14 protein-coding genes are annotated in these 12,013 nt (G+C 33.7%); 4 read left to right on the forward strand and 10 right to left on the reverse strand.

Annotation, left to right across the window (positions count from 1 at the left end; all coding sequences use genetic code 11):
* Positions 1 to 44 precede the first annotated feature (44 nt).
* From dgt to V7P59_RS04500, 6 genes are all read right to left on the reverse strand, one after another.
* Entirely contained in the window at positions 45 to 1,385 is a 1,341-nt protein-coding gene (gene dgt / locus V7P59_RS04475) for a dGTP triphosphohydrolase (RefSeq protein ID WP_333808998.1), read from the reverse strand.
* A gap of 42 nt (positions 1,386 to 1,427) precedes the next feature.
* On the reverse strand, positions 1,428 to 1,652 hold the full coding sequence (locus V7P59_RS04480) for a hypothetical protein (protein WP_250582198.1): 225 nt from the start codon (positions 1,650 to 1,652) through the stop codon (positions 1,428 to 1,430).
* A 112-nt stretch (positions 1,653 to 1,764) separates the two neighbouring features.
* Positions 1,765 to 2,055 carry a hypothetical protein gene (locus V7P59_RS04485; protein WP_333808964.1) on the reverse strand — a complete coding sequence of 97 codons (291 nt, stop codon included), beginning with the start codon at positions 2,053 to 2,055 and terminating at the stop codon, positions 1,765 to 1,767.
* A 77-nt stretch (positions 2,056 to 2,132) separates the two neighbouring features.
* On the reverse strand, positions 2,133 to 4,568 hold the full coding sequence (locus tag V7P59_RS04490; RefSeq protein ID WP_333808965.1) for a ribonucleoside-diphosphate reductase subunit alpha: 2,436 nt from the start codon (positions 4,566 to 4,568) through the stop codon (positions 2,133 to 2,135).
* Positions 4,569 to 4,676: 108 nt separating this feature from the next.
* On the reverse strand, positions 4,677 to 5,654 hold the full coding sequence (locus tag V7P59_RS04495) for a ribonucleotide-diphosphate reductase subunit beta (RefSeq protein WP_333808966.1): 978 nt from the start codon (positions 5,652 to 5,654) through the stop codon (positions 4,677 to 4,679).
* Positions 5,655 to 5,921: 267 nt separating this feature from the next.
* Positions 5,922 to 6,488: a DUF3109 family protein gene (locus V7P59_RS04500; RefSeq protein WP_300095948.1), complete on the reverse strand. Its 567-nt coding sequence runs from the start codon at positions 6,486 to 6,488 to the stop codon at positions 5,922 to 5,924.
* A gap of 370 nt (positions 6,489 to 6,858) precedes the next feature.
* Between V7P59_RS04500 and V7P59_RS04505 the strand changes: the two genes are divergently transcribed.
* The 3 genes from V7P59_RS04505 to V7P59_RS04515 are packed head-to-tail and all read left to right on the forward strand — an operon-like array spanning position 6,859 to position 8,259.
* Positions 6,859 to 7,440, forward strand: a complete 582-nt coding sequence (locus tag V7P59_RS04505) for a MarC family protein (protein WP_297869209.1) — start codon at positions 6,859 to 6,861, stop codon at positions 7,438 to 7,440.
* A 12-nt stretch (positions 7,441 to 7,452) separates the two neighbouring features.
* Positions 7,453 to 7,650, forward strand: coding sequence for a hypothetical protein (locus V7P59_RS04510; protein WP_231842459.1), 198 nt, complete (start codon positions 7,453 to 7,455; stop codon positions 7,648 to 7,650).
* A complete protein-coding gene (locus tag V7P59_RS04515; protein ID WP_333808967.1) occupies positions 7,651 to 8,259 on the forward strand; it encodes an FAD-dependent oxidoreductase in 609 nt (202 codons plus the stop codon). It begins immediately after the preceding gene.
* Between the two features lie 3 nt (positions 8,260 to 8,262).
* Here V7P59_RS04515 and V7P59_RS04520 read toward each other — a convergent pair whose 3' ends face one another.
* Genes V7P59_RS04520 through V7P59_RS04535 form a run of 4 tightly spaced genes read right to left on the reverse strand, consistent with a single transcriptional unit; the run spans position 8,263 to position 11,382 of the window.
* The gene (locus V7P59_RS04520) at positions 8,263 to 8,778 is read right to left on the reverse strand and encodes a hypothetical protein (protein WP_297869211.1); all 516 of its coding nucleotides are present in this window, start codon (positions 8,776 to 8,778) and stop codon (positions 8,263 to 8,265) included.
* Between the two features lie 12 nt (positions 8,779 to 8,790).
* Positions 8,791 to 10,359 carry a S41 family peptidase gene (locus V7P59_RS04525; protein WP_333808968.1) on the reverse strand — a complete coding sequence of 523 codons (1,569 nt, stop codon included), beginning with the start codon at positions 10,357 to 10,359 and terminating at the stop codon, positions 8,791 to 8,793.
* Between the two features lies 1 nt (position 10,360).
* On the reverse strand, positions 10,361 to 10,789 hold the full coding sequence (locus tag V7P59_RS04530; RefSeq protein ID WP_333808969.1) for a deoxycytidylate deaminase: 429 nt from the start codon (positions 10,787 to 10,789) through the stop codon (positions 10,361 to 10,363).
* The gene (locus tag V7P59_RS04535; protein ID WP_333808970.1) at positions 10,789 to 11,382 is read right to left on the reverse strand and encodes a HupE/UreJ family protein; all 594 of its coding nucleotides are present in this window, start codon (positions 11,380 to 11,382) and stop codon (positions 10,789 to 10,791) included. The genes V7P59_RS04530 and V7P59_RS04535 overlap by 1 nt, the downstream gene beginning before the upstream one ends.
* Before the next feature lie 140 nt (positions 11,383 to 11,522).
* Between V7P59_RS04535 and V7P59_RS04540 the strand changes: the two genes are divergently transcribed.
* Complete coding sequence (locus V7P59_RS04540; RefSeq protein WP_333808971.1) at positions 11,523 to 11,954, forward strand: tellurite resistance TerB family protein; 432 nt, start codon at positions 11,523 to 11,525, stop codon at positions 11,952 to 11,954.
* The last annotated feature ends 59 nt before the right edge of the window (positions 11,955 to 12,013 follow it).

Below are 12,013 nucleotides of genomic sequence, written 5' to 3' on the forward strand. Positions count from 1 at the left end.
TTTACAGATAATTTCAAATTTTTTTACCTTTTATTTTTCTAAATTCATTTTTTTGCCTGAATTGTATTATATAATTCTAAAGCTTTACCATCCGTCAACAATGATACAAAGTGACAAATATGTAACAATCTGTCGTATAGATTCTCTTTTTGGAATTGAAAACGTTCAGGTAATAATTTTAATAGTAATTCATCATAATTTGATGCTGTTCCGTTTACTTTTTTATTGTAAGCGGTACAAAAGTCATCCAACAAACTGTTGAGGATTTTGTATCCCATTACTTCTTTCTGAATGACTTCCCTACTTTGATATACGTTTTTAACACTGATTTGGATAATGTCATTCATTTGCGCTTTATACTGACTTTTATCCATCAAAGAGAAAGGAAATTCTCCTGCCAAAATAGCTTTTTCATTTTCCATAAAAATAGATACAGCATCATTAATTAAACTTCCAATTGCTAGGGCGCGCAAATAGCTGATTCGATCTTCTTTAGTAATGAGTTCGTTGTATTTTTTGGTATCAATTCCGTTTTTGACAAGTTTGATTAGATATTCTAATGCATATTCTTCTGGAATCCAACCTAAATTAATTCCGTCTTCAAAATCGATGATGGTATAACAAATATCATCAGCCGCTTCTACTAAATACGCTAATGGATGACGTTCAAAACCAATATCATTTCCAGATTTATTCGAAATCAAACCCAATTCCTTCGCAACCTCAGCAAAGAATTCTTTATCTTGCTGAAAGAAGCCATATTTTTTATCGCAAATTTTTTGTGTTGGTTTTTTAGGCAAACTTTCTTTCGGGTATTTCATAAAAGCTCCCAAAGTAGCATACGAAATACGTAAACCACCTTCAATTCCTTCACGAGAAGATGCCAAAACTGAAAATCCGTTAGCATTTCCTTCAAAATCAATTAAATCCTGCCACTGTTTTTCGGTTAATTGGTCTTTGTATTGTAATCCGTTCCCAGTTTTAAAATATTCTCCAATGGCTTTTTCTCCGGAATGTCCAAAAGGAGGATTTCCGATATCATGAGATAACGCAGCCGCAGCCACAATCGCACCAAAATCATTCGCTTGATAACCGTGAACTTCTTGTAAATACGGATATTTTGCAATGATTTGCTTACCAACCAAACGACCAAGAGAACGCCCTACAACCGAAACCTCTAAACTATGTGTTAATCGGTTGTGCACGAAATCGGTTTTAGAAAGTGGAATGACTTGCGTTTTATCTTGCAGACTTCTAAAAGCTGCAGAAAAAATAATTCGGTCATAATCAACTTCAAAGCCTAAACGGGTGTCGTCTTGCTCTTTTCGTAAACGTTTACTGGTGTCGCCTTGTCTTTTTAAGGACAATAATTGTTCCCACTGCATCATATGATTTCAGATTGATAATTATAGATTATGATTGTAGAGCTATTCTTTTTCATTAGCCAAAAAGAAATTTCTCGATTTTTTTGGATATTGATTGTAACTTTTATCACTCGGATTTACTATTACCGATTTGATATTGATTTCGTCTCCTACTTTGAAGTTTTTCTCGGTGTATTGGTAATCCAATAAATATTCGCCACAGAAATAATTCCCATCTGCATCTTTTTCTATAATTCCAGTGTAAATTCCTTTTTTATCTTTTGACATAATTCTAATTTTTTCAAATGTACGAATTGGTTTGTAATTATTTAAAACAAAAACAGCCATCATAATGATGACTGTTTTGTTTCGGTTTAACATGAAACATTCTTTCAAAAAATTAATCTTCAATATAAATTATTACTAAAATAGATGTTTTTGAAATTTTTTCTGAATTATCAGAAATTCTAATTTCATCAATTAATATAGACTGAAATTCCACTTCAATCGAATCTATTTTCAATTCACTACCTTTCCAATTAATAATTTTTCCAGCTTCAAAAACTTCTGAACTAAACTCAAAATTTTTTACACCTTCACAATCATTAATTAAGTCATTTTTATTGTCATAATTTGCTATTCTTTTACCATTTAAATATGACAATGCAAAAAGTGTTTGTATTCCATTCATTTTCATCTATTATTAAAATTCAAAAAACAAATATAATAGATAAAATTTATTTTAAAAATTTAAGTTATCAACAAAAACTATGAACCACACATTTCACATTCTTCTGGGCCAGAATTTCTAGCTCTTTCAATCATGGCTCTGTATTCTTCTGCTGACATTTCTGCTGGCTCTTCTAAAACAGCAATAGCTTCTACTTTTTTAACTTCAACTTGCTGTTCTTTCACTTCAATTGGCGCTTCTTTTTTATCGTTATTTAAAGTAAACTTAATCGCATCAACTGCTGCTTTTGTTCTTAAATAGTACATTCCTGTTTTTAAACCTGATTTCCAAGCGTAGAAGTGCATCGAAGTCAATTTCGCATAATTCGCATCTTGCATAAACAAGTTCAACGATTGCGATTGATCAATGAAATAACCTCTTTGACGACTCATATCAATAATATCTTTCATTGACATTTCCCAAACGGTTTTGTACAATTCTTTTAAATCCGCTGGAATTCTATCAATATGTTGCACCGAACCATTGTGACGCATGATTTCTTGCTTCAATGTTTCGTTCCACAAACCTCTTTCTACTAAATCGTTCAATAAGTGTTTATTTACCACGATGAACTCTCCAGAAAGCACTCTTCTTGTATAAATATTTGAAGTGTAAGGTTCAAAAGCTTCGTTATTTCCTAAAATTTGAGACGTTGAAGCCGTTGGCATTGGCGCTACTAACAATGAGTTTCTTACTCCATTTGCCATTACTTCTTTTCTTAAACTTGCCCAATCCCAACGACCTGAAAGTTCTTCATCTTTTAAGCCCCAAAGGTTGTGTTGGAATTCTCCTTTAGAAATTGGCGAACCTTCGTAAGAAGAATATGGTCCTTCTTCTTTAGCCATTTCCATAGAAGCGGTTACGGCAGCAAAATATAAAGTTTCGAAAATTTCTTGATTTAATTTTTTAGCTTCATCACTCGTGAAAGGCATTCTCAACATTATGAAAGCATCAGCCAAACCTTGCACTCCTAATCCAACTGGACGGTGACGCATGTTTGAATTTTCTGCTTCTTTTACTGGATAGTAATTTCTATCAATTACTCTGTTTAAGTTGCGAGTTACTCGTTTTGTTACGTTGTATAGTAATTCGTGATTAAACGCTCCATTTTCCACAAACATTGGTAATGAAATCGATGCTAAGTTACAAACCGCGATTTCATCTGGAGAAGTATATTCTAAAATCTCCGTACATAAATTAGATGAACGAATGGTTCCTAAATTCTTTTGATTCGATTTTCTGTTTGCTGCATCTTTGTACAACATATAAGGTGTTCCCGTTTCGATTTGAGATTCTAAGATTTTTTCCCAAAGTTCTCTTGCTCGAATAGTTTTTCTACCTTTTCCTTGTGCTTCGTATGAAGTATAAAGTGCTTCAAATTCATCTCCATAAACGTTATCTAAACCTGGACATTCATTTGGACACATTAACGTCCAAGTTGAATCTTCTTCTACTCGTTTCATGAATAAGTCAGAAGTCCACATGGCGAAGAACAAGTCTCTTGCACGCATTTCTTCTTTTCCAGTATTCTTTTTCAAATCTAGGAATTCGAAAATATCAGCATGCCAAGTTTCTAAATAAATAGCGAAACTTCCTTTACGTTTTCCACCACCTTGATCTACGTAACGAGCGGTATCATTAAAAACACGTAACATTGGAACAATTCCGTTTGAAGTTCCATTTGTTCCACGAATGTATGAACCTGTTGCTCTAACGTTGTGAATAGCTAAACCGATTCCTCCCGCTGATTGCGAAATTTTAGCCGTTTGTTTTAAGGTATCATAAATTCCGTCAATACTATCATCTTGCATCGTTAATAAGAAACAAGAGGACATTTGAGGTTTTGGCGTTCCAGCGTTGAATAATGTTGGTGTAGCGTGTGTAAAGAACTTTTTCGACATTAATTCGTAAGTTTCAATTACCGCTTCTAAGTCGTTTAAGTGAATTCCAACAGAAACACGCATTAACATGTGTTGTGGACGCTCTACGATTTTTCCGTTGATTCTTAATAAATACGAACGCTCTAAGGTTTTGAAACCAAAGTAATCGTAGTTAAAATCACGGTTGTATATAATGTGAGAATTTAAAAATTCTGCATTAGCTTGAATAACTTCATAAACCTCATCCGAAATCAAGGGTGCTTTTTGATTGGTTCTTGGGTTTACATAGTGATACATTTCACTCATCGTTTCCGAGAATGATTTGTTGGTATTTTTGTGTAAGTTAGAAATTGCAATACGAGCCGCTAATTGAGCATAATCTGGGTGCGTTACGGTCATGGAAGCTGCGGTTTCAGCTGCTAAATTATCTAATTCAGAAGTGGTAACTCCATCGTATAATCCTTCAATTACACGCATTGCCACTTTTACAGCGTCTACCATGTCATTTAATCCATAACAAAGTTTTTTAATTCTGTCCGTGATTTTGTCAAACATTACTGGCTCCTTATGGCCATCTCTTTTTACTACATACATAAGCTTTTTAGTTTTTGAAAACAGACAATCCCTTCCCTGCTTTCGGTTAATATTAATGAACTAAAGCGCAAGTCTCCCGACATTTTATAGCGCTCTATATTTTTATTTTTAGAAATCAGCGTCGAAGCTAATTTTGCTTGATTCAGCATCCGAATTCATTACGCCTGCTTTTTGATATTCAGCAACGCGTTTTTCAAAGAAATTCGTTTTTCCTTGTAACGAAATCATATCCATAAAATCGAATGGATTTGATGCGTTATAGACTCTCTCACACCCTAATTCTACTAATAATCTATCCGTAACAAATTCTAAATATTGTGTCATCAATGTGGCGTTCATACCAATTAAACTTACTGGTAATGATTCTGTAATGAATTTTCTTTCGATGTTTAAAGCATCTACGATAATTTCTGTGATTCTTGCTTTTGGCACTTTATTTACTACATGATGTGTGTGTAAGTGAACCGCAAAATCACAATGCATTCCTTCATCACGAGAAATTAATTCGTTTGAGAAGGTTAATCCTGGCATTAATCCACGTTTTTTCAACCAGTAAATCGAACAGAACGAACCCGAAAAGAAAATTCCTTCCACTGCTGCGAAAGCAATTAATCTTTCTGCAAATGAATCCGATTGAATCCAACGCAATGCCCATTCTGCTTTCTCTTTAATTGCTGGAAACACTTCAATTGCATGAAATAATTGATTTTTCTCTGCTTCATCTTTCACATACGTATCAATTAATAATGAATACGTTTCACTATGAATGTTTTCCATCATAATTTGGAAACCATAGAAGAATTTAGCTTCTGGATATTGCACTTCGTTAACGAAATTTTCAGCTAAGTTTTCGTTTACAATTCCGTCAGAAGCCGCGAAGAATGCTAAAATATGTTTGATGAAATATTTTTCGTCATCGTTTAATTTATTGTTCCAATCGTTTAAATCTTGATGCAAATCAATTTCTTCTGCTGTCCAAATACACGCTTCTTGTTTTTTGTACCATTCCCAAATATCTTGGTGTTTGATAGGAAAAATTACAAATCGATCTTTGTTTTCTTGCAAAATAGGTTCCACTATAGACATAGCTATTTGATTTTAAAAATGTTAATGATTGGTTAAATTGACTTATTTGGGGATTACAAAGTTTGTCATTTGAAACGAGAAATGAAAGTCAAACTTATTCACAATTGGACCAAGTTTTTAACAAAGCTGATAATTGTCAGTAAATTAATATAGGTTTTTAAAATATTGAAAATCAACAAGTTAAAAACCGATAAAACAACTGTTAAAACCTTGTAAGCAACTGAAAAATAAGCGACTCACAAGTGTTTTTAATCAATAAAAATGAGACTATTTTTTCAACTCTTTTGCCACTTTGTCTAATTCGTCAAACCATTGTTGTCCGAATTTTCTAACTAGTGCTTCTTTCACAAATTGGTACACCGGAACTCCTAATTCTTGTCCTAACGAACACGCGTCATCGCAAATATGCCATTTGTGGTAATTAACCGCCGCAAAGTCCGAATATTCTTTGATTCTGATAGGATACAAATGACAAGAAACCGGTTTTTTCCAATCCACAATTCCTTGATTGTAGGCTTGTTCAATTCCACAAAGTGCTGTTTTACCGTCAAAAATTACGTAGGCGCAGTCTTTTCCATCAATAAGCGGTGTTTCTAATTCACCAAAATCAGAAACTACGTGTGTTCCTTGTTCTTCAATGGCTTTAATTCCTTCTGGACGAAGAAAGGGTTTCACTTTTGGAAAAATTTCAGCTAAAATTCGGGTTTCTTCCTCATCTAAAGGAGCACCCGCATCGCCATCCACACAACAAGCGCCTTGACAAGCTGACAAATTGCAAACGAATTCTTTTTCTAAGATTTCTTCTGAAACGATGGTTTTATTCAACTGAAACATATTGGGTTTGTTTTAAAGTGCAAAGATACGATTTTGAAATCAGAATTCAGAAGTTAGCATTTAGAAGTTTTGGAACACAGATTTGAGAAATTGCTGAAATTGCTGAAATTCTTTGCACAGAGTTACACCTAGTTCTTTTGATTTTGATTGGGTTGAAAAGAGGTACACCGAGACGTTTTACTTTTTTCTTGGCGTCTCGAAGTTTCGGGATTGCGAAAAAACTTTGCTCCCGAAGCTTCGGGATTTGCGTTTGAATCTTCACATTGCTTTGAATTTGAACTTGATATTGAACTTGATATGATAATGTATCGTTAAATTAGAAACGTTCTTGATTCAATATCCTTATATTTGCACAAATATTCAGCGTTTTATGGAATTCGGAATCAATTGGAAAGACATTTTTACGATCAGCATGATTTTATTTGCTGTGATTGATATTGTGGGAAGTATTCCAATTATTGTGGACTTACGCAGTAAAATGGGTCATATTCAATCGGAAAAAGCGACTATTGTTGCAGCGGTGATTATGATTGCCTTTTTATTTGTAGGTGAAGAAATTCTGAAATTGATTGGTATTGATGCGAATTCATTTGCAGTTGCTGGTTCATTTGTCTTGTTTTTCCTTGCCTTAGAGATGATTTTAGGCATTCGATTATATAAAGAAGACAATCCGAGTACGGCTTCTATTGTTCCTATTGCGTTTCCATTGATCGCGGGTGCTGGAACAATGACAACTATTTTGTCGCTTCGTGCTGCTTATGATAAAATCAACATTATTATTGCTATTTTGATTAATGTAATTGTAGTGTATGGCGTATTGAAATCGTCTGGGAAAATTGAACGCCTTTTAGGAAACAATGGTTTAGGTGTGATTCGTAAGATATTTGGCGTAGTTTTATTGGCGATTGCTGTAAAATTATTCGCTGCGAATGTTAAAGGATTATTTATTTAGAGAATATACAAAATGAAAATTTTCACTTATGTGGCAGTTGCCATAGCTTTGGTTTTAATTGTTTTTAATCTTTTTCAAATTGATTACAGTAATCCGTTTGAAGGAAATAGCACAATTGCCATTATTGGTGTTGTAGCTGGTATTTGCGCGATTCTATTATTAGTATTGTTGCGTTTTTCAAAAATGATTGAAGAAAAAACCAAACAATAAATGCTAGACGTTTTAATAATTGGCGCTGGAGTTTCTGGCGTTTCGTGTGCATTGATTTTGGGTTCTGCCCAAAACAAACCCTTTGCAATGGATAAAAAAATTGCAATTGTTGCGCACCAAAAAGCGTCTTCACTACAAAATGCCATTTTTAATAACGCTTACGGAATTCCTGCAGGGAAATTAGGCAGTGAATTATTAGATGAAAGTTTGGAACATTTGACCAACTTGTATCCGCACGTACAACAAATTCATGGTGAAAAAGTGATTTCCATTTCAGGAAAAGCTGGAAATTTTACAATTACCACCAACAAATCTTCGCTTCAAGCTAAAATTGTTGTAATTGCTATTGGTGCTGGAAATCCTTTTACCATTGAAGGTTTGGAATCGTTTGTAATGCCACATCAAAAGGCAGCTCCCGAGAAAAACAGAATCCAATTAAAAAACACCGATCATTTAGTTACCGAAGGTATTTACGTAGCTGGAGTTTTAGCCGGACATAGAAGTCAATTAAGTATCGCCGCTGGAAGTGGTGCTTCGGTTGCAACGGATATTTTAACGTTGTGGAATAACGGAAATCCTGTACAGGTGCATGATGCTTTGGGAAAATAGCTTTTATTCTTCTGAATCATCTTCTTCATCATCGAAATTCATTCCTTCTAAAAAATCATCCCAATTGATTGGATCTTGATATTCATTAGGATCTGGCGGAATAGCTCCTGGTGGATTAAACAATTCCCATTCGTCCCAATAATAATTACTCTTGTCAAAACTAGCTACCCAATTAATAAATAATTCTCTGAATTCGTCGATTTCTTTTCTAATCAACGTAACATAATCGGTATCTTTAAAAGAATCGTGAAATCGTAAACTTCCTACTTGAACATATAAATGCATCGCATGATCTCTAATGATAGCTGCATTTTGCATTCGGATGCTGTACATATCTCCGCCTTCAGCACCCGCAATTTTAGCACAAATTATCGCAGCATCATCTCGCATCATATATTTTGTGGCATTCAAATACTCATCTTCTTCACTAATGGTATTTAAAAGACTGTTTACCAAATCTAAAATTAATTCGGCTTTTTTATAAATTGGCAAATCGAATAATTTATCCCTTCTACTCATTTTAAATACATTTTACTTACTCAACACCTTATTTACCATGTTGTCTTTCTTTAAAATCAATTGGTAATAGGCGTTTTCATTAAAAAGTTGGCGTACAAATTCAGCTTGAAGATAGAACAACACTTTCTCTTTCTGGCTATCTAAATTAAAAAGCAGACCACCTTTTGCCATGTAAACTTTGAAGTTATTGAAATAATTTCCGGCACGAATTTCTTTTTCCAAGGCTTCCATTGAGATTTTTTCAAACTTTTTGCGGTTTTGATCTAATTGTTCAAATACAAAATAATTTACTAATCCCGATTGCATCAACATGGTTAAACCTTCTGAACCGTGAGAATCTTCTAACGGCACAAAAATATCGGGCATAATACCACCTCCGCCATACACAATGCGTCCTTTTTTAGTTTTGAATTTTAAACTATCGGCAATTTTGACTTTGTCTTTTTCATACAATTCGCCACTTTGAAAACGTTTGTCGAATTCATTAAAGTAGTTCTCACCTTTGTCTTCATAGGGCTTTTGAATTGAACGTCCTGAAGGTGTGTAATATCTAGCAATCGTTAATCGTACTGCCGAACCGTCTCCTAATGGCATTTCGCGTTGTACTAATCCTTTTCCAAAAGAACGCCTTCCGTAAACCAAACCTCTGTCGTTATCTTGAATGGCTCCTGCTAAAATTTCACTAGCCGAAGCACTGTTTTCGTTGATTAAAATACTGACTTTTCCAGTTTCAAAAATACCTATTTCAGTAGCTAAGGTGGTTTCTATTTTGTCTTTTTTGTTTTTGGTTTTAACGATTAATTCTTTGTTTTTCAAGAATTCATCCGCAATTTTTACTGCTGAATCTAAGTAGCCACCACCGTTATCTCGTAAATCAATAATAATATGATTGGCTCCTTCACTTTTCAATTGGGTTAAACCCGATAAAAATTCGTCATAGGTTTTTTCTGCAAAGCGATTGATTTTGATGTAACCCGTAGTTTTATCCACCATTTGTACTGCATCAACACTTTTAATGGGAATAACATCTCGGGTTACGTTTACGGCGAATTTCTTGTTTTCGGACTTTCTATAAACCGTCAATTTTACATTAGAACCTTGTTCACCTTTTAATATTGAAAAGAGCGTATCGGTTTCTAATTTTTTATTGTACAATTGTAATTTATCTGCGAAAAGAATACGGTCTCCCGATTTTAACCCCGCTTTCTCAGAAGGTCCGTTTGGAATAGGTTTTATAACCGCTAACGAATCATTATACATGTAAAAATTAATTCCAATTCCTACAAAATCCCCTCGCATTTCTTGTTCAACTGCTTCTAATTGGTTTTTTGGAATATAAACAGAATGAGGATCTAATTTTTCGAGAATTCCATTAACCGTTAACTCGACAATAGAATCGGTATTTAAACTATCAACATATTCTTTTTCGATGAAATCGATGAGTTTATTGAGCTTATTTTTATTAGCGTTGCGACTCAAAAAGGAATTTTCTGTAGAAGAGTTTAGTCTACTTCCCAATAACAAACCCACCGCAACAGCTACTGCGATTACTATTGGAAAATATACTTTATTAATTCTCATTTTAGCTCAAATCTTCAATTAATTCAACCTCAACACCTGCTTTTCTTAAAAAATCAACACCTGAAGTATCTTTATATTCTTGATGATACACCACCCTTTTAATACCCGATTGATGAATTAATTTACTACAATCTTTACAAGGTGAAAGTGTTATGTACAAGGTAGCATCTTCGCACGATTGTGTAGAACGAGCGACTTTTAAAATAGCATTCGCTTCGGCGTGAAGCACGTACCACTTGGTTACATTATTTTCATCTTCACAACAATTTTCAAAACCCGAAGGCGTTCCGTTGTAACCATCGGAAATAATCATTTTCTCTTTTACTATAATTGCGCCTACTTTTTTTCTTTGGCAATAGGACAGATTACCCCATTCTTTAGCAATTCGCAAATAGGCTTTGTCGTATTTTTCTCTTTTTTCTTTCTTCATTATCGGTTCCAAATTTCACTTTGAATAATCATTGGCAAAACTACACCAATTATAAATGCTGACATAACTAAAGCCCAATCTCTTTTTGAAAAACGGAAAAAAGTTTGCACGATATACGAAATAATTAAAACTACCAACACTACAATTATTTGAGCGGTTTCGATACCTAGAGCAAATTCCAACAACGGTAATAATTTATCAGAAGCATTTCCTGGTAAAATGGTTTTAAAGTAATTAGAAAATCCAAGTCCATGAATGATTCCAAAGAATAACGTTACGATGGCAACAAAAGTGATACTTTCGTTTTTAGATGACTTTCCAGCAGTAAAAAGATGAAAAATAGCGGTTATTAAGATAGTTATAGGAATTAAAAACTCGACCAAACTGGCTTGAATTTGGACAATTCCATAAACCGATAACAGCAAAGCTAAGGTGTGACCAATGGTAAAAAGCGAGACTAAAACAAAAACATTTTTCCAATCTTTAAAGGCATAAGGCACCATTAATGCAATTAAAAACAACACATGGTCATAAGCGTTAATATCTAACACATGTTTAAGACCAATATTAAAATACATCCAAAATTCTGACATGACAATTAAGTTTTATAGGGGAAATTCAAACTTACGATTTATTTTTATATGATACCAAATTCTGTATCACAAAAGCAAATAAAATTGTTTCAAAAAAATAGTTTTTTTATGTAATTTTGCAAGAATTAAAAATAAACAACATGTCAATTTCAGATTTATTCGATAGCGGTTTTAGAAACAGAAACAAAGGTCATTTTTCAGCCATAGTAAGAGTGGCTTTGTCTGACGGAACAATTACTCCAGAAGAAAAAAAATTCTTAGACAAATTAGCTATCAAATTAGAAATTTCTCAAGCAGAATATGAAGAAATTTTAGAAAATCCATTAAAATATCCTGTTAATCCGCCGTTAATGCATTCGCATCGTTTAGAGCGTTTATATGATTTAGCTCGAATGGTATATGCAGATGATGTTTTAGGAGAAAAACAACAAGACTTATTAACTCGTTTTGCTTTAGCCTTAGGTTTTACAGCAGGAAACGTAAGTTATATTGTAGATAAAGCATTAAAGTTAGTAGACATGAATGTGGATTTAGACACTTTCACTTACGAAATGCAACACATGAACAGATAATTAACCTGTTTTAAAATACAAAAGCACAAATTCTAACGAGTTTGTGCTTTTTGTATTTT

The organism is Flavobacterium sp. (genome assembly GCF_036782315.1).
Lineage (GTDB): Bacteria > Bacteroidota > Bacteroidia > Flavobacteriales > Flavobacteriaceae > Flavobacterium.